This is a genomic window from Streptomyces sp. NPDC014676 (assembly GCF_043084105.1).
Classification (GTDB): domain Bacteria; phylum Actinomycetota; class Actinomycetes; order Streptomycetales; family Streptomycetaceae; genus Streptomyces.
On record NZ_JBIBZI010000018.1, the window covers coordinates 127,845 to 151,141 of the forward strand.

Annotated in this window: 24 protein-coding genes; 9 read left to right on the forward strand and 15 right to left on the reverse strand. The window is 71.5% G+C overall.

Annotated elements, in window-relative coordinates; genetic code table 11:
- Positions 1-87: 87 nt before the first annotated feature.
- From ACF1DX_RS34620 to ACF1DX_RS34630, 3 genes are all read left to right on the forward strand, one after another.
- Positions 88-522: a nuclear transport factor 2 family protein gene (locus ACF1DX_RS34620; RefSeq protein WP_391795125.1), complete on the forward strand. Its 435-nt coding sequence runs from the start codon at positions 88-90 to the stop codon at positions 520-522.
- Positions 519-1,373, forward strand: coding sequence for an NAD(P)H-binding protein (locus tag ACF1DX_RS34625; protein ID WP_391795126.1), 855 nt, complete (start codon positions 519-521; stop codon positions 1,371-1,373). The genes ACF1DX_RS34620 and ACF1DX_RS34625 overlap by 4 nt, the downstream gene beginning before the upstream one ends.
- Positions 1,374-1,653: 280 nt before the next feature.
- The gene (locus tag ACF1DX_RS34630; RefSeq protein WP_391795127.1) at positions 1,654-2,319 is read left to right on the forward strand and encodes a DUF4232 domain-containing protein; all 666 of its coding nucleotides are present in this window, start codon (positions 1,654-1,656) and stop codon (positions 2,317-2,319) included.
- Positions 2,320-2,337: 18 nt separating this feature from the next.
- Here ACF1DX_RS34630 and ACF1DX_RS34635 read toward each other — a convergent pair whose 3' ends face one another.
- A complete protein-coding gene (locus ACF1DX_RS34635) occupies positions 2,338-3,261 on the reverse strand; it encodes a helix-turn-helix domain-containing protein (RefSeq protein WP_391795128.1) in 924 nt (307 codons plus the stop codon).
- Between the two features lie 551 nt (positions 3,262-3,812).
- Between ACF1DX_RS34635 and ACF1DX_RS34640 the strand changes: the two genes are divergently transcribed.
- Positions 3,813-4,478 carry a class I SAM-dependent methyltransferase gene (locus ACF1DX_RS34640; protein WP_391795129.1) on the forward strand — a complete coding sequence of 222 codons (666 nt, stop codon included), beginning with the start codon at positions 3,813-3,815 and terminating at the stop codon, positions 4,476-4,478.
- A gap of 88 nt (positions 4,479-4,566) precedes the next feature.
- Here the strand turns inward: ACF1DX_RS34640 and ACF1DX_RS34645 are convergent, their stop codons facing one another.
- Positions 4,567-4,995 (reverse strand): ATP-binding protein, encoded by a 429-nt coding sequence (locus ACF1DX_RS34645; protein WP_391795130.1) that lies wholly within the window; start codon positions 4,993-4,995, stop codon positions 4,567-4,569.
- Positions 4,996-5,158: 163 nt separating this feature from the next.
- On the opposite strand from ACF1DX_RS34645, the gene ACF1DX_RS34650 reads away from it, so the two are divergent.
- Together ACF1DX_RS34650 and ACF1DX_RS34655 are read left to right on the forward strand one after the other, a co-directional pair.
- A complete protein-coding gene (locus ACF1DX_RS34650; RefSeq protein WP_391795131.1) occupies positions 5,159-5,992 on the forward strand; it encodes a helix-turn-helix domain-containing protein in 834 nt (277 codons plus the stop codon).
- Entirely contained in the window at positions 5,989-6,195 is a 207-nt protein-coding gene (locus ACF1DX_RS34655) for a DUF397 domain-containing protein (protein ID WP_391795132.1), read from the forward strand. The genes ACF1DX_RS34650 and ACF1DX_RS34655 overlap by 4 nt, the downstream gene beginning before the upstream one ends.
- A 57-nt stretch (positions 6,196-6,252) precedes the next feature.
- On the opposite strand, the gene ACF1DX_RS34660 is transcribed toward ACF1DX_RS34655, so the two are convergent.
- The 5 genes from ACF1DX_RS34660 to ACF1DX_RS34680 form a co-directional block, all read right to left on the reverse strand.
- Positions 6,253-7,950 carry a uroporphyrinogen-III synthase gene (locus ACF1DX_RS34660; protein ID WP_391795133.1) on the reverse strand — a complete coding sequence of 566 codons (1,698 nt, stop codon included), beginning with the start codon at positions 7,948-7,950 and terminating at the stop codon, positions 6,253-6,255.
- Positions 7,947-8,906, reverse strand: a complete 960-nt coding sequence (gene hemC / locus ACF1DX_RS34665) for a hydroxymethylbilane synthase (protein WP_391795134.1) — start codon at positions 8,904-8,906, stop codon at positions 7,947-7,949. Before hemC ends, ACF1DX_RS34660 begins: the two co-directional genes overlap by 4 nt.
- Positions 8,903-10,606, reverse strand: coding sequence for a glutamyl-tRNA reductase (locus tag ACF1DX_RS34670; RefSeq protein ID WP_391795135.1), 1,704 nt, complete (start codon positions 10,604-10,606; stop codon positions 8,903-8,905). The genes hemC and ACF1DX_RS34670 overlap by 4 nt, the downstream gene beginning before the upstream one ends.
- Positions 10,603-11,370 carry a redox-sensing transcriptional repressor Rex gene (locus ACF1DX_RS34675; protein WP_391795136.1) on the reverse strand — a complete coding sequence of 256 codons (768 nt, stop codon included), beginning with the start codon at positions 11,368-11,370 and terminating at the stop codon, positions 10,603-10,605. Before ACF1DX_RS34675 ends, ACF1DX_RS34670 begins: the two co-directional genes overlap by 4 nt.
- A gap of 301 nt (positions 11,371-11,671) precedes the next feature.
- Entirely contained in the window at positions 11,672-11,950 is a 279-nt protein-coding gene (locus ACF1DX_RS34680) for a glutaredoxin family protein (protein WP_391795137.1), read from the reverse strand.
- A gap of 104 nt (positions 11,951-12,054) precedes the next feature.
- On the opposite strand from ACF1DX_RS34680, the gene ACF1DX_RS34685 reads away from it, so the two are divergent.
- The 3 genes from ACF1DX_RS34685 to ACF1DX_RS34695 all read left to right on the forward strand — a co-directional run bounded on the left by ACF1DX_RS34685 (position 12,055) and on the right by ACF1DX_RS34695 (position 16,048).
- Positions 12,055-12,966 carry an HAD family phosphatase gene (locus tag ACF1DX_RS34685; protein ID WP_030870785.1) on the forward strand — a complete coding sequence of 304 codons (912 nt, stop codon included), beginning with the start codon at positions 12,055-12,057 and terminating at the stop codon, positions 12,964-12,966.
- 717 nt (positions 12,967-13,683) lie between these two features.
- Positions 13,684-14,535: an ECF subfamily RNA polymerase sigma factor, BldN family gene (locus ACF1DX_RS34690; RefSeq protein WP_391795138.1), complete on the forward strand. Its 852-nt coding sequence runs from the start codon at positions 13,684-13,686 to the stop codon at positions 14,533-14,535.
- Positions 14,536-14,785: 250 nt separating this feature from the next.
- On the forward strand, positions 14,786-16,048 hold the full coding sequence (locus ACF1DX_RS34695) for a DUF5667 domain-containing protein (protein WP_391795139.1): 1,263 nt from the start codon (positions 14,786-14,788) through the stop codon (positions 16,046-16,048).
- A gap of 189 nt (positions 16,049-16,237) precedes the next feature.
- Here ACF1DX_RS34695 and ACF1DX_RS34700 read toward each other — a convergent pair whose 3' ends face one another.
- From ACF1DX_RS34700 to ACF1DX_RS34735, 8 genes are all read right to left on the reverse strand, one after another.
- On the reverse strand, positions 16,238-17,344 hold the full coding sequence (locus tag ACF1DX_RS34700; RefSeq protein ID WP_391795140.1) for a lysophospholipid acyltransferase family protein: 1,107 nt from the start codon (positions 17,342-17,344) through the stop codon (positions 16,238-16,240).
- Between the two features lie 14 nt (positions 17,345-17,358).
- Complete coding sequence (locus ACF1DX_RS34705; protein WP_391795141.1) at positions 17,359-18,420, reverse strand: NAD-dependent epimerase/dehydratase family protein; 1,062 nt, start codon at positions 18,418-18,420, stop codon at positions 17,359-17,361.
- A 184-nt stretch (positions 18,421-18,604) separates the two neighbouring features.
- Positions 18,605-18,703, reverse strand: coding sequence for a 30S ribosomal protein bS22 (locus ACF1DX_RS34710; RefSeq protein ID WP_003948845.1), 99 nt, complete (start codon positions 18,701-18,703; stop codon positions 18,605-18,607).
- A gap of 154 nt (positions 18,704-18,857) precedes the next feature.
- Complete coding sequence (locus ACF1DX_RS34715) at positions 18,858-19,070, reverse strand: helix-turn-helix domain-containing protein (RefSeq protein ID WP_004984898.1); 213 nt, start codon at positions 19,068-19,070, stop codon at positions 18,858-18,860.
- 129 nt (positions 19,071-19,199) lie between these two features.
- Entirely contained in the window at positions 19,200-20,015 is an 816-nt protein-coding gene (locus tag ACF1DX_RS34720) for a phosphatase (protein ID WP_391795142.1), read from the reverse strand.
- A 96-nt stretch (positions 20,016-20,111) separates the two neighbouring features.
- Positions 20,112-21,284 carry an acetoin utilization protein AcuC gene (locus ACF1DX_RS34725; protein WP_391795143.1) on the reverse strand — a complete coding sequence of 391 codons (1,173 nt, stop codon included), beginning with the start codon at positions 21,282-21,284 and terminating at the stop codon, positions 20,112-20,114.
- Positions 21,235-22,467, reverse strand: a complete 1,233-nt coding sequence (locus tag ACF1DX_RS34730) for an MFS transporter (RefSeq protein ID WP_391795144.1) — start codon at positions 22,465-22,467, stop codon at positions 21,235-21,237. Before ACF1DX_RS34730 ends, ACF1DX_RS34725 begins: the two co-directional genes overlap by 50 nt.
- Positions 22,468-22,527: 60 nt before the next feature.
- Positions 22,528-23,190 (reverse strand): HAD family hydrolase, encoded by a 663-nt coding sequence (locus ACF1DX_RS34735; protein WP_391795145.1) that lies wholly within the window; start codon positions 23,188-23,190, stop codon positions 22,528-22,530.
- Positions 23,191-23,297: the final 107 nt, after the last annotated feature.

The window sequence follows — 23,297 nt, forward strand, 5'->3', positions numbered from 1 at the left end:
CGCGATTGCAAAGCGGACCGCCGGTCCGTATTGTTCGTGGAGACGAAAGCGGACCGACGGTCCGTATTCTACGGGACGGAGACACCCATGCCCACGCTCACCCCCGACGCCTCCCCGGAAGCGATCTACCGTCAAGGCCTGCGCCTGCTGCTCGACAAGGACGTCCCCGCGTGGGTCGACCTGTGGGCCGAGGACGGCGTCATGGAGTTCCCCTTCGCCCCCGAGGGCTGGCCCCGCCGACTGGAGGGCAAGGCGGCGGTCGCCGCGTACATGCGCGACTACCCCGATCACATCGACCTCCAAGAGATCCCCGACCTGCGCATCCACCGGACCGACGACCCCGGCACCCTCGTGGTCGAGATGCGCGCGGAGGGCCGCGTGGTCGCCACCGGCGCGGCCTACGACATGACGTACATCGCCGTCGTCACCTTCCGGGACGGCCTGATCACCGCCTACCGCGACTACTGGAACCCGCTCGCCGTGCAGGAGCCCGGCGTCGACTTCACCGGGAGCACCCGATGACCCCCACCGGCACCGTCCTCGTCGTCGGCGCCACCGGCACCACCGGAAGCCGCACCGCCGCCCGGCTCCTCGCCGCCGGCCACCGCGTCCGCGCCGCCTCCCGCCGGGGCACCCCGCTCCCCGGTGCGGAACCGGTCCGCTTCGACTGGTACGACCCCGCCACCCACGACGCCGCCCTCGCCGGCACCGACCGTGTCTACCTCGTCCCGCCGGTCGGCGACCCGGACCCGGCGGCGGTCATGCTCCCCTTCCTCGAACGGGCCCGGACCCTGGGCGCGCGCCGGGCGGTCCTCCTCAGCTCCTCGGCCGTCCCCGAGGGCGGCCCGGCGGTGGGCAGGGTGCACCAGGCCCTCCCGTCCCTCTTCGACGAGTGGGCGGTACTGCGCCCCTCCTGGTTCATGCAGAACTTCACCGGCACCCACCTCCACGCCACCACGATCCGCGAGACCGGTGCCTTCGCCACCGCCACGGGTGACGGCCGCGTCGCCTACGTCGACGCCGACGACATCGCCGCCGTCGCGGTACGCGCCCTGACCGACGACGACGCCCCGAACCGCGACCTCGTCCTGACCGGCCCCGAGGCCCTCACCCACGACGACATCGCCACGATCCTCACCGAGGTCACCGGCCACCCCGTCACCCACCACCGCCTGACCGTCACCGAGGTCCGCCACCGCCTCACCGAACAGGCCGGCATCCCACCGGAGTTCGCCGCCCTCCTCGCCGACATGGACCACGCCATAGCCACCGGCGCCGAGTCCCGCACCACGAACACCGTCCACCACCTCACCGGCCGCCCACCCCGCGACTTCCGCACGGTCGCCGAACGGGAGACCGCGCTCATCCCCTAGGGACCTCAGCCGTGTCGCCGGGAAGAGGCTGCCCCGGGCGCCGGCGAGGAGGCCGGGAAGGGCACGTCACCGGCCGCGGTCAAGGACCACCGGGTCACGGATCCGTCCCGGTCGGGGGCGCGCCCGGTGGTGGTGTGCGCTGCACCCGCTTCCTTCTGTAACAGCGGTGTATTAGCGGACGATTGGGCGAAACGACGAACCGAACCGGTGTCTCTTGGTGTTCAGAAACGCTCGCTCGGACCGACGGGCCGGCACATCGACCGATACCGAGGAAGACACCATGCGCATCAACAAGATCACCATCGCAGCCCTGGCCGTCGTCGCGGGTCTCTCGCTCACCGCCTGCCAGAACGACGACGCCGCCACGGACCAGAGCAACTCGTCCGCCGCGTCCACCCCGTCTTCCTCGAACGACGGTTCGAGCTCGGGCGGCTCGGCCCAGGGCGCCTCGAAGGACTCCACCGGGAAGAACACGGACGAGGGGAAGGGCACGGTCGCCGGAACCGGCTCCGACAAGGGCGGCACGACCGGCAAGTGCCGCACCGACGAGCTGGAGGTCACGGCGACGGACCACACCGTCGAGGGCGACCCGGAGGGCATGGTCGCAGTGGAGTTCACCAACGGCGGCGGCCGGGACTGCGCGATCTCGGGTTACGCGGGTGTCGACCTGAAGACCAACGCGGGATCGCTGCCCGCGGAGCGCACCGGCGAACAGGCCCCCTCGGTCACCCTCAAGGACGGCGAGTCGGTGGCCTTCGCCGTCAGCTACCCGGTCAACGACTCGGGCGGCTCCGGCGTCCGCATCACGGGGCTGGTGGTGACCCCGCCGGACGAGACGAAGTCGGTCACCCTCGACTGGCCGGGCGCCGCCTCGCTGCCCGTCACGGACGGCTCCGGCACCCCGGTCCAGGTCGGCCCGATCGGCAGCGCGGGCCAGGGCGGCTGACCCGTGCCGGCACCGGGCTCAGGCCGCGCTCGCCACACCGCTCGTTGTCGTCGTCGGTCCGTACCGGCAGTCGCGGCAGCGGCCGGGTTCCGGGGCGCGGAACACCCGGTTGCAGCCGTCGCAGTCCTGGAAGGGGGGCGGGCGGTGGGCACCGGCCGTGGCCGGTGGAGACGCCGGGGCCGCGGGAAGCGGCGGGGGCAGCAGCTCGCGGAGCCGGTAGGCGATCACGCCCGCCGGGTACTTCATGGGGACGGGCAGGTCGGCGGTCAGGGTGCGGTGGACGGCGGCGGGGGCGGCACCTCGTTCGAGCCAGTCGACGACACTCGGGGCGAGTCTGTTCACGTCCCGCAGGGACAGGGTGAGGCGCTCGTCGGTACGGCGCAGACCGGCGAGGAGGGTGACCGCCTCCTCGTACCGCCGACCGGAGCGAACGGGCTCGCACGACGGGCCCACGGGGGCGGGGGCGGATACGGACGCCTCAAGGGCCTCCACCGGCGCGTCCGGGACAACCGGAACAGCCGGAGCAGTCTGAGCAGCCGGGGCAACCGGCTCACCGGGGACTTGATCCCCCTCCCCGGGATCCTCCCGGCCGCCCGCACCCTCGACCGAGTCCCGAGTGCGGGCACGACCCGTCCCCGCACGCCCGACCGCCCCAGCGGGAACGGGCGACGCGACCGCTCGCGCGGCGAGCGGCGTGTGGTGGGCGTACGTACGCGTCACCAGACGGCCCGCCTCCGTGTGCTCGCGCACCCGCTCCAGGTAGCCGTGCGCCTCCAGCTCCCGCAACGCGAACGCGATCCGGTCCCGCCCCTCGGGGAAACGCTCGGCGAGACTGCGGATGTCGACCAGTGTGCCCTCGGGCACCGACAGGATGTGGGTCGCCAGCCCGATCGCGGTCAGCGACAACTCACGGTGCTGGGCGAGGTGGTTGCCCACCACCACGTACTGACCGGACTGGTACGTGCGTACGTGTGTGACACCGGAGGGTGTGGCGGATCGTCGAACACCCTGAATCGGGAGCGGGGCAGGGCTAGGCTTCTTCTCAGCCATGGGGAAGCTCTCTTCTTCCTCGTTGGTCAGGCCCTCGCCTCGGGAGTGCTAGTCCCGGCGGGGGCCGACGCATGTACGGGCTTGGGGGAGCGCCGAGTTGCTCCGGCCGCTCCTGTGCCGAGACTGCCCGCCCGAACCACCACCGCGCCAGCCAGTTCGACGCGTTTCACCCGCTCGGGTGACCTACGCGAGGTTTGGTTGGGTTGGTTGGTTTTTACCCTTGGTTCTTAGGTCTTTTACCGCCCGCAGCTCCGGCCCGCGCCCTGCCGCATCCCGTACTACCTGGCCCCGGCTCGGGGGTCGTCGACGAGGATCGTACGAGCCAGCTCGCGAACGCCGCTGACCCGAGGATGTGAGCGGTGCAGCTCTTTGACGATGGCGTGTCGCGGGTGGGCCACGGCTACGGTGCTCCAGCACCGTGCCCACTCCCTTCAAGGACGCCCATGCCCCGCACGTCACACGACCCCGCCCTCTTCTGGGACCGCTACAAACCGGACCGGGACGGACCGTCGCCACCTCCCGACGTGCCGGCTTTCGAGTGGACGCAGTACCAAGGCCATGGCCCGGGAGCCGAACTGCTCGGCCGGCCGCACACCGCGCTGGAACTGGGTGCGGCCGAGTGCCGGGAGGCGTCGTGGCTGGCACGCCGGGGAGTACGCGTCACGGCCCTGGACCTGTCCCCCGTTCAGGTCGAGCGGGCGCGCAGGTGGTGGAAGGACGTTCCCGGCCTGACGATCGAGGAGGGGGAGGCATGTTCCTTCCTCCGTGCGTGCGACCGGACGTACGACGCGGTCTACTCGATCTGGGGAGCGGTGTGGTTCACCGACCCCGAAGAGCTCTTCCCGCTGGTGGCCGAACGATTGTCACCGGGCGGAGTGTTCGCCTTCTCGCACGGCGAGACCCCCCGGCACCTCGACGGCCGTGGCCCCATGTACGGGAAGGGCCCGGAGGGCAGGGAGATGACCGTGGACCGCTGGTGCCATCCCCCCGAGACATGGGCCGCCTTGGCACGCGAGCACGGCTTCCATGACGTCCGGGCACGGTGCCTTCCCGCGCCCACCGGCCAGGCGCTGGGCACGATCATCGTCGAAGCACGGCTTCCTGTCTGACCGGGCGAACAGCCCGCGACATCCTCGCCGAGGCCCGCGCCGAGTTCCCGGCCTTCGCCGAGGACATCGACGCCCTCTGCCGCCGAGGTCACCGGAAGCGACCGAGCTCCAGCTCGGCCCACACGGTCTTGCACGGGAACGGCCCCGGCAGCACACCCCAGCGGTCGGCCGACTCCTCGACCAGCAGCAGCCCGTAGCCCGACTCGGCGGGCTCCGGCGGAGCGTCACGGGCCACGGGCGCGCTCTCGCCCCTGGGGTCGGTCACCTCGATGCGCAGCACCCCGTCCACGGTGACGGTGAGGGTGAGCCGGAAGCCCCGGCCGGGGACACGGCCGTGCACGACGGCGTTCGTGGCCAGTTCGGCGACGATCAGCCGGGCCGGGTCCAGTGGCAGCCCCCAGGAGCACAGTTGCTCGGCGGTCAGCAGTCGGGCGAGACGGGCACCCCGACGGGTGGCGGAGAACGGCACGGTGAACTGATGGAGCGGGGTGCGTGGTGCAGTGATTTCCTGATTCACATCACTCAGAGTGTTCACGTGTGCGTACCTTGTGAAGACGGGTGGCCCGTGCGACCGGCGGTTGTCCGTGAGGGGTTCGGGTTCCGTCCGGGCCGCCCGGAGTGACCGGGCGCGGGCGGTCGGAGTTGGTCCGGGGAAGGGCGCGCGACGGGAGGCGGCGAGCATGAGCGGGTGGGAAGCGGGGCTGGACGACGAAGAGGCCGGGGCCGTGATGCGTACGGTCACACGGCAGTTGAAGCTGTGGCGGGAGGCGGCCGGCCTCACCCAGGCGGAGTTCGGGGCGGCGATCAAGTACGGGGAGGAGCTGGTCTCCTGCGTGGAGCGGGGACGACGGATTCCCCGGCCGGAGTACTTGGACGCGGCGGACGAGGTCCTGGGCGCGGGCGGGAAGATCGCCGCGATGAAGAAGGACGTGGCGGAGGTCCGGTACCCGAAGAAGGTGCGGGGCTTGAAGAAGCTGGAGGAGGAGGCCGTCGAGCTGGGGGCCTACAACAACTCCGTCATTCACGGGTTGTTGCAGACCACGGAGTACGCGCGGGCGGTATTCAGCGCTCGTCGGCCGCCTTTCACGGCGGATGAGCTCGAACAGCGACTGACGGCCCGCGTGGCACGACAGGAGATCGTCAGTGATACGACGGCTCGCCCCCTCTTCAGTTTTGTCCAGTGCGAGTCGACACTCCGTCGGCCCATTGGGGGCAGGGTGGTTATGCGTGGGCAACTCGAACGGCTGTTGGAGGTAGCCAAGTTCCCCAATATCGATCTTCAGGTACTCCCACTCAGCCATGAGGAAAACTCGGGTCTTGCCGGGTCGTTCAGACTGCTCAGGCTCAAGGACGGCACCACGGTCGGGCACGTTGAGGTGCAGCACATCAGCCGTGTGATCGCTGACCCGAAGGAAGTGCAACTCCTCGACATGCGTTATGGGACCATCCGGGCGCAGGCTCTCAGCCCACGAGAGTCGCTGGCCCTCATCGAGACAGTGCTTGGAGAGACATGACCCTCAAGCCCTACGCCGGAGCCAACCCCGACCCTGCGTGGACGAAGAGCAGCTACAGCACGGACGAGGGCCCTGACTGCGTCGAGGTAGCCACCGCCTCCGCCCACATCCTCGTCCGCGACTCCAAGATCCCGGACGGCCCCCACCTCACCCTCACCCCCACCACCTGGGCGACCTTCCTCCCGTACGCCTCAGGCAACTGACGCGAACGGGGCGGGCACAGCGTACGTACGCTGTGCCCGCCCCACTGCTCGCCGGGATCAGGTCGTCGACCGCCGCCTCCGCGCCCCCGGCCGCCGCTCGCTCGGCCGCGTCACCGGATCGCCGGCCTCCAGCGCCGCCATCCGCCGGCGCATACCGAAGTCGGCCAGGGCCTCCGCCAGCTTGTGGACCGACGGCTCGGGGGCCATCACGTCCACCCGCAGACCGTGTTCCTCCGCCGTCTTCGCCGTCGCCGGGCCGATGCAGGCGATCACCGTCACGTTGTGCGGCTTGCCCGCGATGCCGACCAGGTTCCGGACCGTCGAGGACGACGTGAACAGGACCGCGTCGAAGCCGCCGCCCTTGATCGCCTCACGGGTCTCCGCCGGGGGCGGCGACGCGCGGACCGTGCGGTAGGCGGTCACGTCGTCGACCTCCCAGCCCAGGTCGATGAGACCGGCGACCAGCGTCTCCGTGGCGATGTCGGCGCGCGGCAGGAAGACGCGGTCGATCGGGTCGAAGACCGGGTCGTAGGGAGGCCAGTCCTCCAGGAGGCCGGCCGCGGACTGCTCGCCGCTCGGCACCAGGTCCGGCTTCACGCCGAAGGCGATCAGCGCGTTGGCCGTCTGCTCGCCCACCGCGGCGACCTTGATCCCGGCGAAGGCACGGGCGTCGAGGCCGTACTCCTCGAACTTCTCCCGGACCGCCTTCACCGCGTTGACCGACGTGAACGCGATCCACTCGTAGCGGCCCGTCACCAGGCCCTTGACCGCCCGCTCCATCTGCTGCGGGGTGCGCGGGGGCTCCACCGCGATCGTCGGGACCTCGTGCGGCACGGCCCCGTAGGACCGAAGCTGGTCGGAGAGCGACGCCGCCTGCTCCTTCGTCCGCGGCACGAGCACCTTCCAGCCGAACAGCGGCTTGGACTCGAACCACGACAGCTGGTCGCGCCGGGCGGGGGCGCTGCGCTCACCGACCACGGCTATCACCGGCCGGCCGCCGTCCGGGGACGGCAGCACCTTCGCCTGCTTCAGCGTCTGCGCGATCGTGCCGAGCGTCGCCGTCCAGGTGCGCTGCCGGGTCGTCGTACCGGCGACGGTCACCGTCAGCGGGGTGTCGGGCTTGCGTCCTGCGGACACCAGTTCGCCCGCCGCGGCGGCCACGGAGTCCAGCGTGGTGGAGACGACCACCGTGCCGTCCGACGCGCCGACCTCCGTCCAGCAGCGGTCCGAGGCTGTGCGCGCGTCCACGAAACGGACGTCCGCGCCCTGCGCGTCACGCAGCGGCACACCGGCGTACGCGGGGACGCCGACCGCCGCCGCGACACCGGGCACGACCTCGAACGGCACCCCGGCCGAGGCGCACGCCAGCATCTCCTCGGCGGCGTACGCGTCGAGCCCGGGGTCACCGGACACCGCACGTACGACCCGCCTGCCGCCTCGCGCGGCCTCCATGACAAGATGTGCGGCATCCCGCACCGCGGGAACACCAGCGGTTGTTGACGCGCCGTCAACGACCGTCAGCTGGGGCGTGCCCGTGCCCGGAACCGACGTGTCGGCATCCGTGTGCACCTCGGCGACGCCCTGCCTCGCGTGCGTGCGTACGACGTCGAGCACCTCGTGCTCGGCGACGAGGACGTCCGCGTTCGCCAGCGCCTCCACGGCGCGCAGGGTCAGCAGTCCCGGATCCCCGGGTCCGGCACCGAGGAAGGTGACGTGCCCGTGTTCCGGAGGGGCGGGAAGGGTGGTGGGGCTCACTGCGCTCGCTCCCCCATCAGACCGGCCGCGCCCTGCGTGAGCATCTCGGTGGCGAGTTCGCGACCGAGTGCCATCGCCGCTTCGTGCGTCTCGGGCACGGGACCGGTGGTGGACAGCTGCACCAGCGTCGAGCCGTCGGTCGTGCCGACGACGCCGCGCAGGCGCATTTCCTTGACAGACTGCCCGTCGCTCAGGAGATCGGCCAGCGCCCCCACGGGTGCGCTGCAGCCGGCCTCCAGAGCGGCGAGCAGGGAACGCTCGGCCGTCACGGCGGCCCGCGTGAGCGGGTCGTCGAGTCCGGCGAGCGCGGCGATCAGCTCCGCGTCGTCCGCGGCGCATTCGACCGCCAGTGCCCCCTGGCCGGGAGCGGGCAGCACCGTGTCGACCGACAGGAAGTCGGTCACCTCGTCACTGCGCCCGATCCGGTTCATCCCGGCGGCGGCCAGCACCACGGCATCCAGTTCGCCCTTGTGGACGTACCCGATGCGGGTGTCGACGTTGCCCCGGATCGGGACCGTCTCGATGTCCATGCCGTGGCTGCGCGCGTACGCGTTCAGCTGCGCCATGCGGCGCGGCGAACCCGTGCCGACGCGGGCGCCGCGCGGCAGGTCGGTGAGCTTCAGCGCGTCGCGTGTGATCATCACGTCGCGCGGGTCCTCGCGCACCGGGATGGCCGCCACGACCAGTTCGTCGGGCTGCGTGGTCGGCAGGTCCTTCAGCGAGTGCACCGCGAAGTCCACCTCGCCCCGCGCCAGTGCCTCGCGCAGCGCGGCCACGAACACGCCCGTGCCGCCGATCTGCGCGAGGTGCTCGCGCGAGACGTCACCGTACGTGGTGATCTCGACGAGCTCGACGGGCCGTCCGGTCACCTGGCTCACGGCTTCCGCCACCTGCCCGGACTGGGCCATGGCGAGCTTGCTGCGCCGCGTCCCCAGCCTCAGTGCCTTCTCAGTCATGCCGGCCCTCGGTTCCTTGCGTTCTTCTCGGTGCTTTCCTCGGCTCGGGAGACGGAGGCCACCGTCTCGGGGTCGAGGTCGAACAGGGTGCGCAGCGCGTCCGCGTACCCGGCGCCGCCGGGCTCGGCCGCGAGCTGCTTGACCCGTACCGTCGGCGCGTGGAGCAGCTTGTCGACCACCCGCCGCACGGTCTGGGTGATCTCCGCGCGGTGCTTGTCGTCCAGGCCGGGAAGCCGCCCCTCCAGTCGGGCGATCTCGCCGGCCACCACATCGGCCGCCATGGTGCGCAGGGCGACGACGGTCGGCGTGATGTGCGCCGCCCGCTGTGCCGCCCCGAACGCGGCGACCTCGTCGGAGACGATACGCCGCACCTGGTCCACATCGGCAGCCATCGGGGCGTCCGCGGAGGCTTCCGCGAGCGATTCGATGTCGACGAGGCGCACGCCGCCCAGGCGGTGCGCGGCCGCGTCGATGTCGCGCGGCATCGCCAGGTCCAGCAGGAACAGCACGGGCGCGGGGCGCGGCGGCTCGGCCACCGGCTCCGGGCGGCGCCGCTCGGGGATCCGGCCGACGGTGGACGCGGTCGCGGCGAGCGCGCCGATCAGCTCGGCGTCGGCCTCCGGACCGCCGCGGCCGGTCCGCTCGTTGTGCCGGCGGTCGACGGTCGTGCCCGCGGCCCACGCGGCGTGCTGCTCCAGCGTCGCCGCGTCCATTCCGGCGACGGCGGCCTCGCCCATCACGGAGAAGCCGGGCCGTACGGCGGACAGGTCCAGCGGGCAGTTCTCCTCCGTGCCCACGGAGGTGGGCGGGAGCGGCGCCTCCTCGGCCGGGACGGTCTCGGCGGCCGGCTGCTCGCCGACCCGGCTCTCGACGCCCGCGGCGACCGCGTCGGCCGTGAGGACCAGGCCCGTCGCGCCGGTGCAGGAGACGACGACGTCGGCACGTGTCAGCTCGAACGGCACCGATCCCATCGGGACCGCGCGGGCCAGCACGTCCGTGTCGTCGCCCTGCGTGAGGATCTCCGCCAGGCGCTCGGCGCGCTCGGGCGTGCGGTTGGCGATCACTATCTCGGCGACACCGGCCCGCGCGAGCGTGGCCGCGGCCAGCGAGGACATCGAACCGGCGCCGATGACCAGGGCCTTCTTGTCCCGCGCCCACGTCTCGACGGGCGCGCCGACGGCGAGCTGCTCCAGGCCGAAGGTGACCAGGGACTGCCCGGCGCGGTCGATACCGGTCTCGGAGTGGGCCCGCTTGCCGACCCGCAGCGCCTGCTGGAACAGGTCGTTCAGCAGCCGTCCGGCGGTGTGCAGGTCCTGTGCGCGGGCGAGCGCGTCCTTGATCTGGCCGAGGATCTGGCCCTCGCCCACGACCATCGAGTCGAGCCCGCAGGCCACCGAGAACAGGTGGTGGACGGCCCGGTCCTCGTAGTGCACATAGAGATAAGGAGTGAGCTCCTCCAGGCCGACCCCGCTGTGCTGGGCGAGCAGCGTGGACAGCTCGGCGACACCGGCGTGGAACTTGTCCACGTCGGCGTAGAGCTCGATGCGGTTGCAGGTGGCGAGGACCGCGGCCTCGGTGGCCGGCTCGGCGGCGACCGTGTCCTGCAGCAGCTTGATCCGCGCGTCCTCGCTCAGCGAGGCCCGCTCCAGCACGCTGACCGGCGCGCTGCGGTGGCTCAGTCCGACGACGAGGAGACTCATGCCGGCATCACGGCGGGTACGTCCCCGTCGGGCCCCTGGTCGGCGGCGGTCTGCTTGCGGGCGGCGGCCGGGGCCGCGGCGGCACGCTCGGCCGTGGCCTCCTCGCCCGCCTTGCGCTGCTCGTGGAAGGCGAGGATCTGCAGCTCGATGGAGAGGTCCACCTTGCGCACGTCGACACCGTCCGGGACGGTCAGCACGGTCGGCGCGAAGTTCAGGATGGAGGTGACACCGGCGGCCACGAGACGGTCGCAGACCTGCTGGGCGGCGCCGGCGGGGGTCGCGATCACGCCGATCGACACGCCGTTGTCCGTGATGATCGACTCGAGCTCGTCGGTGTGCTGCACCGGGATGCCGGCGACGGGCTTCCCGGCCATCGCGGGGTCGGCGTCGATCAGCGCGGCGACCCGGAAACCACGGGAGGCGAACCCGCCGTAGTTGGCGAGGGCGGCGCCGAGGTTGCCGATCCCGACGATCACGACCGGCCAGTCCTGGGTGAGGCCGAGTTCACGGGAGATCTGGTACACGAGATACTCGACGTCGTAGCCGACGCCCCTGGTCCCGTACGAGCCCAGGTAGGAGAAGTCCTTGCGCAGCTTCGCGGAGTTGACCCCCGCGGCGGCCGCCAGCTCCTCCGAGGAGACCGTGGGCACCGAGCGCTCGGAGAGCGCGGTGAGGGCGCGGAGGTACAGCGGAAGGCGGGCGACGGTGGCCTCGGGAATCCCTCGGCTACGGGTCGCCGGTCGGTGAGTTCGGCCAGTTGCCACGGTGCTCCTGCGGGTAGAGCGGGGCTTCAGGCGGTCATACGTCAGGTCATACGTCCCCGGACCGCCCCGTCGAATGCAGGCTATGTCTTTGTGAACGCGTGCACAAAGATTGTGTCCGATTTGCCCGGCCAACGTGACCGGGGTCACGCGCCCCCGGCGCACTCGCGAGGAACCGGCGCGCGAGCGCCACCGTTCCTTTTCTTCTGGGGGCAAAACCGCACACTCTCCTCTGTGAATCCCGCCCCCGAGACCAAGTCGCCATCGATCCTAAGCGACTTTCCGGCCAGTTTGGACTGGCCGGTCAGTCGGTGAGGGCCCTGCGGAGACGGCCCTCGTCCACACGCCAGAAGGTGTGCTGCTCGCCGTCGACGAGGACGACGGGGATCTGCTCCCAGTACCGGTCGTACAGCTCCCGGTCCTCGGTGATGTCCTTGTGCTCCCACGGGACGCCGAGCTCTGCGCACACCTTCTCCACCACCACCTGCGCGTCGTCGCACAGATGGCAGCCGGGCTTGCGCACGAGGGTGACGAGCCGGTCCTGCGGGGCGTCCGGGGTGTTGCGGCGGAAGAGTGGACTCATACGGGCCATTGTCCCGCGCGCCTTCACGCCCCGGCTCCGGAGAGTTCACGACGCCCGAACCTCTCGGCTCCGGAACATCCGCTCCGACTGGCTATGCTCACGCCATGGCCGCTCTCGGATGGCTCACTCCCCGCAGGCGCTCCGCCACGGCACGCAGCGTGCTGGCAGGCGAGGCCTCGGCGGAGGCAGCGCGCAAGTCCACCCAGGAAGTTTCCGAACGCGAACCGGAGTTCCCGGTCGTCGGGGACGAACGGGCCGCCGCGTTCTTCGACCTGGACAACACGGTGATGCAGGGCGCCGCCCTGTTCCACTTCGGGCGGGGGCTGTACAAGCGGAAGTTCTTCGAGACGCGCGACCTCGCCCGGTTCGCCTGGCAGCAGGCGTGGTTCCGGCTGGCCGGGGTCGAGGACCCCGAGCACATGCAGGAGGCCCGCGACTCGGCACTCTCCATCGTCCAGGGCCACCGCGTCTCCGAGCTGCAGTCCATCGGCGAGGAGATCTACGACGAGTACATGGCCGAGCGGATCTGGCCGGGCACCCGGGCGCTGGCACAGGCGCACCTGGACGCGGGGCAGCGGGTGTGGCTGGTGACGGCGGCACCGGTGGAGATCGCCACGGTGATCGCGCGCCGGCTGGGGCTGACGGGCGCGCTCGGCACGGTGGCGGAGTCGGTCGACGGCGTGTACACGGGCAAACTGGTGGGCGAACCGCTGCACGGCCCGGCGAAGGCGGAGGCGGTCCGCGCGCTGGCGCTCGCGGAGGAGCTGGACCTGAGCCGCTGTGCGGCGTACAGCGACTCGCACAACGACATCCCGATGCTGTCCCTGGTCGGTCACCCCTACGCGATCAACCCGGACTCCAAGCTCCGCAAACACGCCCGCCGCATGGACTGGCGCCTGCGCGACTACCGCACCGGCCGCAAGGCGGCCAAGGTCGGCATCCCGGCGGCGGCGGGCGTCGGCGCGGTGGCCGGCGGCACGGCGGCCGCCATCGCCCTCCACCGCAAACGCCGCTGACCACGGGCCACAGCCCGCACGAGACCGGGGGCAACCCCACCCCGTAACCGCGGGCGGTCGCGCCGCGTCCCCACGGGCAGTCGTGCCCCGGTTCCCGCGGGCAGTCGTGCCTCCCCCAGTGCCTTAAAGGCCTGGGAGGTGCCCCCAGCGGCACGGGTGGGCTGGGGGCACCCCCTCTGGGGGAGAGGCACCCCGCGAACGCCGGGCCGCGCGACAACCCCCCGCCCAGCCACAACACCGGGCACACGGCAAACCCCCACCGCACAGGCGGAAGCGACGGCACCCGGTAAACACCGAGCCGCCCCCGGCACCGGCCCCGTCAACCCCGCCGCAGCACCTCGCTCCCGGTCAACCCCCATCCCCCCCACCGAACCGACCACCGGGGACCACTTCCGCCACCCCACCCCCGAACCCGGCCAATCCAACTGCCTTACCCCGCAACCCCCTTGCCCAGTCCTCTTGGCTGCACACGGCCACAACCCGCCCCACACCCACCCGAAACGCGAACCATTCCGGTCAACAACCGATCGCCCCACCGCACCGAAACACCCCTCAACCGGTTACAAAAACGACGTAATCGATGATTTGAGCAACTCGGTGTAGCAGAGCCTGCACGAAGCGTTATTCTCCTCAGACGCAATCCGGTACCCCAACCCAGCTACCACGGGTGAACGGTCCCGCACTGCACGTGATGGAAGCTCTGCCTCTGGGAGTCCCGTGTACCCACACGTCGGGGTTGACGCCTCGGGCCTGGCTACGCTGCGCGCGACAGTCGCGACAGCCCGAGACCTGCTGCGCGGCATCGTCCCCACCGCGCACACGGTCCCCGCATTCGCCACCGCCCCCGCCGCCGGCCCGTGCTACGCCCTCGCCGACGGCAGCGCCGCGGTCGCCGGACGGGGGCGCCGCTCCACACCGCCCTCCACGCCCCCCTCCGCCACGGCCAGGGGCGTGGCCCGGGGAGCCGCCGCCAGGACGACCACCGGCACCCCCGCCGCCCGCCGCCCCGCCGCCGACAGCGACAGTGCCCGGATGATGGACCTCGTCGAGCGCGCCCAGGCCGGCGAGGCCGAGGCCTTCGGCCGGCTGTACGACCAGTACAGCGACACCGTCTACCGCTTCATCTACTACCGCGTCGGCGGCAAGGCGACCGCCGAGGACCTCACCAGCGAGACCTTTCTGCGCGCACTGCGCCGCATCGGCACCTTCACCTGGCAGGGCCGCGACTTCGGCGCCTGGCTGGTGACCATCGCCCGCAACCTCGTCGCCGACCACTTCAAGTCCAGCCGCTTCCGCCTCGAGGTCACCACCGGGGAGATGCTCGACGCCAACGAGGTCGAGCGCTCCCCCGAGGATTCCGTTCTCGAGTCCCTGTCCAACGCCGCCCTCCTCGATGCCGTACGACGACTCAACCCCCAACAGCAGGAGTGCGTCACGCTCCGATTCCTCCAAGGTCTGTCCGTCGCCGAGACCGCCCGCGTGATGGGCAAGAACGAGGGTGCCATCAAGACCCTCCAGTACCGGGCCGTCCGCACCCTCGCCCGGCTCCTCCCGGACGACGCCCGCTGACCGGACGCACCCGCCGACCGGAACACGTTCCGCGACACCCAACTCACGGTACGTGAAACCCGGTTGGCTTCCTCATTCGGTCATCCCGGGTCCGTAACCCAAGTGCCGCGCCACTCGTTGTGCGGGATACAGGCTCCCTGTGGTCACCCCCTGACCGACTTCGATCACTCGATCGTGTGGCCCTGGTCAGGGCGGGAACCCTCAGGACCCCCTGGGGAGTCGACCGTGATGACGAGAGGAGGTGCCGCCAGTGATCGCGAACGTATCGGCGCACCGGCGGGCGAACGCCTTCGCCCAGGCCCTGGAGGAGCAGTCCGACCGGGGCACGGCGGCCGAGCAGTCCGAAGGATCGGCACCGGCCCCGGCCGCCGCCGTGGAGACCGAGCAGGCAAAGCTGCTCGCGCTGACCTCCGGCCTCGGCGCGCTGCCCAAGCCGGAGCTGGACCCCGAGGTCAAGGTCGTCCAGCGGGCCCAGCTGGTGGCCGCGTTCGAGGCCATGCTCCAGGAAGGCACCGCTGCGGGCGAGGCGACACATCAGGCCGTACCCGAACCGCGCTCGCGCCGGGCCAGGGGTGCCCACCGGGCGACCCCGCTGGGCAAACTGCGACCACGCTCACGGCTGGCCAAAGGGCTCACCGCGGGCGGACTCACCGTCGGTGTCGCCGCCGGCGCCCTCGGCGGAATCGCCGTCGCCAGCTCCGACGCCCTGCCCGGTGACTCCCTCTACGGAGTCAAGCGCGGCATCGAGGACGTCAAGCTCGGCCTGGCCGACGGCAACGACGAGCGTGGCCGGGTCTACCTCGACCACGCCTCCACCCGCCTCGGCGAAGCCCGCCGGCTGATGGAGCGCGATCGCGGCGGCCCCCTCGACCACGAATCCCTCGGCGAGATCCGCCGTGCCCTGTCCGGCATGCGGCACGACGCCGCCGAGGGCCACCGGCTGCTGCGCGAGGCCTACGAGCGCGACCCTGACTCCCTGGGCCCCATGCAGGCGCTCTCCTCCTTCTCCCGGACGCACCGCCAGAGCTGGGGCACCCTGCGCGACCGGCTGCCCATGCAGCTGGGGGACGTGAGTGAGCAGGTCTCGTCGGTGCTCGACGCCATAGAGGAAGACGTCGCCCCGCTGCGGTCGCTGCTCCCCCAGCCCCCGGCCGACGAGGACGGCGACGACACGGAGCGGCGCGGCTCCGAGTCGGCGCCCGGCACCCCGTCGTCCGGCACGGACTCCTCGCGGTCCCCCGACACGGGCGACGGCACCTCCGGCGAGAGCGGCACCGGCAGCGCCGGGAGCACCGGCCCCTCCGGTTCCGCCGACACCGGCCGCGAGAGCGACGGCCTGCTCGGCGGCAACACCGGCGGCCTGCTCGACCCGCCCAAGGAGAGCGACGCCGTCTCCACCCCACCACCGGCGGAAGACCGCATCACCCCACCCCCCGCCCCCGACATCACCCTCCCGCCCCTCCTCCCCGGCCTCCTCCCGGGCCTGGGCATCGACAGCGAGGACGCCGAGTAGGGACAGGACACGCGGTTTCCCCGCGCCCCTCCAGGGCGCGGGGAACCACGCACATCAGGGGCGTGGGGAACTGCGCACATCAGGGACGCGGGGAACTGCGCGAACAACCACAACCGGCCCGCACCCGCCGCACAACCCACCGCGCCGAGCTCTCCCGCGCCCAGCACCCCAAGGTCAAAAGGGGCCCCTTCAGAAGAACACCGACCGCCGCTGCACCAGCAACTTGTACAGCGTGTGCTGAATCTGCTCCCGGACCTGATCGGTCAGATTGAACATCAGCATCGGATCATCCGCCGCCTCCAGCGGATACCCGTCCGTCGGAATCGGCTCACCGAACTGAATCGTCCACTTCGTCGGCAGCGGAATCGCCCCCAGCGGCCCCAGCCACGGAAACGTCGGCGTCAGCGGAAAGTACGGAAAGCCCAGCACCCGCGCCAGCGTCTTCGCGTTGCCGATCATCGGGTAGATCTCCTCCGCCCCGACGATCGAGCACGGGACGATCGGGACGCCCTGCCGCAGCGCCGTCGAGACGAACCCCCCACGCCCGAACCGCTGCAACTTGTACCGCTCGCCGAACGGCTTCCCGATGCCCTTGAACCCCTCCGGCATCACCCCCACCAGCTCCCCCTGCCCGAGAAGCTGCTCGGCGTCCTCCGCGCACGCCAGGGTGTGCCCGAGCTTGCGGGCGAGTTCGTTGACCACGGGCAGCATGAACACCAGGTCCGCCGCGAGCAGCCGCAGATGACGGCCGGCCGGATGGTGGTCGTGGACGGCGACCTGCATCATCAGGGCGTCCACCGGCACCGTCCCCGAGTGGTTGGCGACGATCAGCGCGCCACCCTCCGAGGGGATGTTCCCGATGCCCTTCACCTCGACCCGGAAGTACTTCTCGTACACCGGCCGCAGCAGGGACATCAGGACCTGGTCGGTGAGCTCCTCGTCGTAGCCGAAGTCGTCGACGTCGTAGTCCCCGGTGAGCCGGCGGCGCAGAAACGCCAGCCCGCTCGCGACCCGCCGCTCCAGGCCACCGGCGCCGTCGCCGACACCTTCCACGGCCTCAGCAGCGGCCTCGGCGGCCTCCACGGCCGGCTCCTGGGGCTGCTCGTCCTCACCGGTCACCGGATCATCCTCCTGCACGGACGCCACACCCGGCAGTGGCTGGACCTCCCCGACCGCCGCGGGCCGCGCACCGCCCTGGCGGCGGCTCCCCGCGCCCCGGCGGCGCGACGGGCGCTGTGCGGCACCCCCACGCGAGCGGTGGTCGTCGTCGAACGGAATGACCTTGGCGTCCGCCATCGTTGCTGCGCTCCTCAGTTGGCGCTCTGCGTCGGGGGGTGACCGCTGCCCGGCAGGGGCAGCGCGGCGATCCGGTCGACGGCCCTCGCGAGCCTCTCCGGCGGAAGCAGCCCGGGACCGCGACTGCGCACGAAGTCCGCAAACGTTTCGGCAGTCGAGTACTTCGGGGTGAAACCCAGCGTCTCCCGCATCTGGTCCGTCGCCACCACCCGCCCGTGCGTGAGCAGCCGGATCTGCTCGGGCGAGAAGTCCGTCATCCCCAGCGTACGCACCAGCGAGCCCGCCCAGGTGACCGCGGGAAGCAGCAGCGGCACGGTCGGCCGGCCCAGCCGCCGCGCGCACTGCGAGAGCAGCAGCACACCGTCGCCGGCGATGTTGAAGGTCCCGCTGTTGAGCGTGGAGCGCCTCGGTTCGTGCGAGCCGATCCGCAGCACCTCGATGACGTCGTCCTCGTGCACGAACTGCAGCCGCGGGTCGTAGCCGAACACGGTCGGCAGCACCGGCAGCGAGAAGTACGAGGCGAGCGGGCTGTCCGCGGCCGGGCCCAGGATGTTGGCGAACCGCAGCACGCACACGGCGACGTCCGGACGGCGCCGCGCGAAGCCGCGCACATAACCCTCGACCTCGACCGTGTCCTTCGCGAAGCCACCGCTGGGCAGCGACTTGGGCGGGGTCGACTCGGTGAACACCGCCGGATCGCGGGGCGCGGAACCGTAGACGTTCGTACTGGACTTCACGACCAGCCGCTTGATGTTCGGGGACTTCTGGCAGGCACCGAGGAGCTGCATGGTGCCGATGACGTTGGTCTCCTTCATCGCGGTCCGGCCGCCGCTGCCGAGCGGCGTGCCGGTCACGTCGAGGTGGACGACCGTGTCGGCGCCCGACTCGGCCAGCACCCGCGCCACGGTGGGCTGGCGGATGTCCGCCTGGACGAAGTCGGCGCCGCCCAGGTGGTGCTCGGGCGGGACCGCGTCCACGCCGACGACCCGGTCCACCTCCGGATCGCGCAGGATCCGCCGGACGAAGCGGCCCCCCAGCTGACGGGCCACCCCGGTCACGAGCACGACCTTTCCCAAGATCAGCGCCTTCCTCTCGCCCTGCTCCCGACGGCCAACCTATCGGGTCGCCGTCGCTCTGTGGTGCCGACCGGATGCTTGAAGTGACGACAGCCCCGGACGTACGAATGCCGGAAGCCCGAATGGCAGTGGCCCCCCACCGGAGTGCGGTGGGGGGCCACTGGACACGCTCTCGCGCTGTCGCTTACTTCTTGTTGCGACGCTGGACGCGCGTGCGCTTGAGCAGCTTGCGGTGCTTCTTCTTGGCCATCCGCTTGCGCCGCTTCTTGATAACAGAGCCCACGACTACCCTCGCTCACTTCTCATCACTCGGTGTTTGGGCGCCATGGGCCCACACGACCTACGAGGGGCTAGCCTACCCGCCCGAGCGCTGAGACCGTAATCGAGGTGACCGGGGAGGCCCATGAGTGCCCGGTACGGACCTCCCCGGATCGCCGTCAGGCGGTTTCCACCCCCACGTAGCTCTCGCGGAGGTACTCGTGAACCGCTTGCTCCGGGACGCGGAAGGACCGCCCCACCCGGATCGCGGGCAGATGACCACTGTGCACCAGCCGGTACACGGTCATCTTCGACACTCGCATCACCGAGGCGACTTCCGCCACGGTAAGGAACTGAACCTCGTTCAGAGGCCTCTCGCCAGCTGCAGCCATGACACACCTGCACCTTCCGCACTCGACGGCCACCGGCTTCCCCTTCCGGTGACTCTTCGTCGTTGCGTGCTCACTCCCCAATGTAGGGGCGGGTGATGCGAGTGGGGAAGAGGTGCACCCATCGGCGGCCTACTGTGACAGACACGCTCGATTGAGTACGTAGCGGGCCAGCGGCAGGTAGTGATCGGACCGCACACCGTCATCAAGTGGAACGACGAGGGACACGGTCCCCTCGGCCTCGCCGGCGAACGGCGCGGGATCGTTCACATCGGCCGGCCCGACGGCCTCGAACCCCAGCTGACCTGCCCCGCAGACCCAGCCGTGGTCTCCGATCACCAACTCCGGAAGCGGCCCGCCGGCGTCGGCCGCCGCGGCGAGAACGGTCCGAACCGGGAGGGGGGAGTGCGTGTGTGCGCCCGGCTCACAACCGGGGCGCCGCGCGGTCGCACCCCGGACGAGCCCGACCCCTCGCACGTAGTCGAGGTTGTGCGTGCGTAGACCGAACCGGGTCGTTATGTCGACACAGCGACCCTGCGCGGGGGTGAGGACGACACATCCCGCCGCCGACAACGCGTCTGCCAGAGCGACGTAGAAACCGAGCAGCCGGTGCGGATGGCCGGTGCCGAGCAGCACCGGCCCGCCACGCTCCGCAGCGACCGCCAGCCGCTCGGCGAGGGCGTCCAGGGCGGCCAGGGTCCGCTCGGGGTCGATCACATCATGGCCGAAGGTGTGTGCGGGATCGGCCGAAACCCCGCACCGGTCCGCCATCAGGGCGAGCAATTCCCGCTCACCCCATACCCGTTCGGGATCCAGTCCGATCATCAGACGCGGGTCCCGGGCGGCGAACAGCCGGTAGCTCCGCAGGCTCTCCTCCCGCGTGGTGCCCACGACCCCGGCGAGCCGGGCGGCGAGGAGATGCGCACGAAGCTCGGCGGTGGTCTGCACGGTAGCGATGGTGCGGGATGCGCGGGTGGGGTGCGTGCGGAACCACGGAACACCGCACGGCCGGCGTAACGGAACGCCCGTACGGCCGTACGGGCGTCAGGCCAGCAGCCCCCGCAGCGGGAACACCGCGCGCCGCGTCGCCAGGATCGCCTGGTCCAGACGGTCCGCCGGGTCGTACCCCTCGTCCCACGCGGCCCAGGAGACCGGCCACCGCCCGTCCGTCATCCGCCGGGGCGCCGGCTGCCGGGTCCGGGCGTACACCTCCTGCCGCCAGCCCTCGGGGATCATCGTCGTGGGCTCCACCGGCCGCTCGGCCGCGATACCCACCAGGTGGGTCCAGGACCGCGGCACGACCTCCACCACCGCGTAACCGCCACCGCCCAGCGCCACCCACCGCCCGTCCGCGTACGCGTGCGCCAGCTCGTGGCACGCCACCTGCACCGCCCGCTGCGCGTCCAGCGACACCGCCAGATGCGCCAGCGGATCCTCGAAGTGCGTGTCGGCCCCGTGCTGCGTCACCAGCACCTGCGGCCGGAAGTCCGCGATCAGCTCCGGCACGACGGAGTGGAACGCCCGCAGCCACCCCGCGTCCCCGGTCCCGGCCGGCAGCGCCACGTTGACCGCGCCGCCCTCCGCGCCGGCCGCCCCCGTCTCCTCCGGCCACCCGGTCTGCGGGAACAGCGTCCGCGGATGCTCGTGCAGCGAGACCGTCAGCACCCGCGGGTCCTCCCAGAACGCCGCCTGCACCCCGTCCCCGTGGTGCACGTCGACGTCGACGTACGCGACCCGCTCCGCGCCCAGCTCCAGCAGCCGCGCGATCGCCAGCGCGGCGTCGTTGTACACACAGAATCCGGAGGCCGCGCCCGGCATGGCGTGGTGCAGCCCGCCCGCGAAGTTCACCGCGTGCGGCGCGTCCCCGCGCCACACCGCCTCCGCCGCGCCCACGGACTGCCCCGCGATCAGCGCCGACACCTCGTGCATCCCGGCGAACGCGGGATCGTCCGTCGTCCCCAGCCCGTACGACCGGTCCGCCGCCGCCGGATCGGCCGACGCGGCCCGCACCGCCTCGATGTAGTCCTCCCGGTGGACGAGCCGCAGCGTCGACTCCCCGGCCGCCTTCGCGGCGACCACCTCCACCTCACGGTCGAGCCCCAGGGCGCCGACCAGACTCCGGGTCAGCGCCAGCCGGACCGGGTCCATCGGATGGTCCCGGCCGAAGTCATAGCCCGTCACTGCCTCGTCCCACATCAGCTGTACGCGCCCGCTCATGCCCGACACCGTATCGGTCCGGTTCAGCGGCGAACGACCTGGCGTACACGAGCGTCACCAGCACCAACACCATCGGCACCAGCATCGCCGCGCGGTAGCTCCAGGTGTCGCCGAGCGCCCCGACCAGCGGCGAACCGATCAGGAAGCCCACATAATTGAAGACATTGAGCCGCGCGACGGCCGCGTCCGAGGCCCCGGGCCCACCACGCTCGACAGCCTGCCGTCCCGCCGCCGCGAAGGTCTGCGGCACCAGCACACACAGCCCGAGCCCCAGCAGCGTGAACCCCAGCATCCCCACCCACGCACCGGGCGCCCCGGCCACCACGGCGAACCCCACCGCCGCCACCAGCGCCCCCGCCCGCACCACCGGCACGGCCCCGAACCGCCGCACCCCGACGTCTCCGATCGCCCGCCCCAGCAGCGTGGTGACCATGTAGACGTTGTACGGAACGGTCGCGAGCTGCTCCGAACTCCCCAGCACGTCCTGGAGGTACTTCGCGCTCCAGTTGGAGACCGTCGAGTCCCCGATGTACGCCACCGTCATCACCAGGCACAGCGGCAACAACCACGTGAGGCCGCCGGTCGTACGCCCGCCCTTCGTGTTCTCCGGGACCGCCTGCTCCTCACCCCCGTCGACGTACCACCGGCTGCCGACCAGCGCGGCCGGCAGCAGCACCAGCACCACCGGCAGATACGACACCCACAACGCCAGGTCCCCGTGCGCCCCCGCCCACGCGAGCGACGCCCCGACGATCCCGCCCGCGCTGTAGGCGGCATGAAAGCTCAGCATGATGCTGCGCCCGTACGCCCGCTGCAGACTCACCCCGAGCATGTTCATCGAAGCGTCCAGCGCACCCACGGCCAGCCCGAACGCGGCCAGCGCCACGCCGAGCCCCGCCATGTGCCCGCCCGCTCCGACACCCAGCAGCGCCAGCAGCACCACCGGCTGCGACCACCGCAGCACCCGGCTCGGCGGCACCCGCTTCACCAGCCGCTCCGTGGTGACACTCCCGACGCCGGCCAGGATCGGCACGGCGGCGAGAAAGACCGGCAGCAGCGCGTCGGAGACCCCGTACCGGTCCTGAATGGCCGGGATCCGCGTCACGAGCAGAGCGAAGGCGACGCCCTGCACGAGGAAGCCGAACGCCAGCGAGACCCTGCCGCGCCGCAGCACATCAGTCATGGCGGCGAGCGTAGGGCTCGGGGGTACCGGTGGGTAGATCCGGTCAAAGATGAGTTGTGCTCAGTTTCCGCTCGGGTCCCCGTCGAGCAGTGTGGCCAACTCCCGCATGTCCCCGAAGAGTCCGGTGACCCCGGGGAGCTTCCCGGCGGGCGTCATCGCGGTGAACCCGTACACGTCCATCCCGGCCGCGACCGCCGCCCGGACGCCCAGCGGACTGTCCTCGACGACCACGCACCGTTCGGGCGCCACACCCATCCGCTCGGCCGCGTACAGGAAGAGATCCGGCGCCGGCTTCCCCCGTCCCACATCCTGCGAGCTGAAGATCCGCTCGTCGTCGAACCACCGGTCGAGCCCCGTCGTGCGGTGCCCCACCCGGATCCGCTCATGGCTCCCGGACGAGGCCACGCAGTACGGCACCCCGTCGGCAGCCAGCTTCTCGAGTACGTCCATGGCGCCGGCCACCGGCTTCAACTCCCGCTCGAACGCGGCGAAGACCCGGGCGTGGAACACGTCGTCGAAGTCCGCCGGCAACCGCTGCCCGGTCCGTTCCTCGACGAGATCGTGCACGCGGTGCATGGCGGAGCCCATGTAGTCACGGATGGAGTCCTCGTACGAGGTCGGGTGGCCGAGCTCGGTGAGATAGGCGGCCAGGAGCCGGTTGGAGATCGGCTCACTGTCGACGAGAACGCCGTCGTTGTCGAAGAGGACCAGGTCATAGCGCATATCCCTGACCCTAAACGCAGAAAGCCCCCGTGCCGAATGGCACGGGGGCTTTCTCCAATATTTGTTCGGCGGCGTCCTACTCTCCCACAGGGTCCCCCCTGCAGTAC

Bases quoted from the DNA above. Each gene is read 5' to 3' on its own strand.
- ACF1DX_RS34650 (WP_391795131.1), top strand. From the start codon at position 5,159: ATGAGCGGGTGGGAAGCGGGGCTGGACGACGAAGAGGCCGGGGCCGTG.
- ACF1DX_RS34685 (WP_030870785.1), top strand. From the start codon at position 12,055: ATGGCCGCTCTCGGATGGCTCACTCCCCGCAGGCGCTCCGCCACGGCA.
- ACF1DX_RS34630 (WP_391795127.1), top strand. From the start codon at position 1,654: ATGCGCATCAACAAGATCACCATCGCAGCCCTGGCCGTCGTCGCGGGT.
- ACF1DX_RS34725 (WP_391795143.1), bottom strand. From the start codon at position 21,284: ATGAGCGGGCGCGTACAGCTGATGTGGGACGAGGCAGTGACGGGCTAT.
- ACF1DX_RS34735 (WP_391795145.1), bottom strand. From the start codon at position 23,190: ATGCGCTATGACCTGGTCCTCTTCGACAACGACGGCGTTCTCGTCGAC.
- ACF1DX_RS34620 (WP_391795125.1), top strand. From the start codon at position 88: ATGCCCACGCTCACCCCCGACGCCTCCCCGGAAGCGATCTACCGTCAA.
- ACF1DX_RS34655 (WP_391795132.1), top strand. From the start codon at position 5,989: ATGACCCTCAAGCCCTACGCCGGAGCCAACCCCGACCCTGCGTGGACG.
- ACF1DX_RS34625 (WP_391795126.1), top strand. From the start codon at position 519: ATGACCCCCACCGGCACCGTCCTCGTCGTCGGCGCCACCGGCACCACC.
- ACF1DX_RS34680 (WP_391795137.1), bottom strand. From the start codon at position 11,950: ATGAGTCCACTCTTCCGCCGCAACACCCCGGACGCCCCGCAGGACCGG.
- ACF1DX_RS34670 (WP_391795135.1), bottom strand. From the start codon at position 10,606: ATGAGTCTCCTCGTCGTCGGACTGAGCCACCGCAGCGCGCCGGTCAGC.
- ACF1DX_RS34700 (WP_391795140.1), bottom strand. From the start codon at position 17,344: ATGGCGGACGCCAAGGTCATTCCGTTCGACGACGACCACCGCTCGCGT.
- ACF1DX_RS34640 (WP_391795129.1), top strand. From the start codon at position 3,813: ATGCCCCGCACGTCACACGACCCCGCCCTCTTCTGGGACCGCTACAAA.
- ACF1DX_RS34730 (WP_391795144.1), bottom strand. From the start codon at position 22,467: ATGACTGATGTGCTGCGGCGCGGCAGGGTCTCGCTGGCGTTCGGCTTC.
- ACF1DX_RS34715 (WP_004984898.1), bottom strand. From the start codon at position 19,070: ATGGCTGCAGCTGGCGAGAGGCCTCTGAACGAGGTTCAGTTCCTTACC.
- hemC (WP_391795134.1), bottom strand. From the start codon at position 8,906: ATGACTGAGAAGGCACTGAGGCTGGGGACGCGGCGCAGCAAGCTCGCC.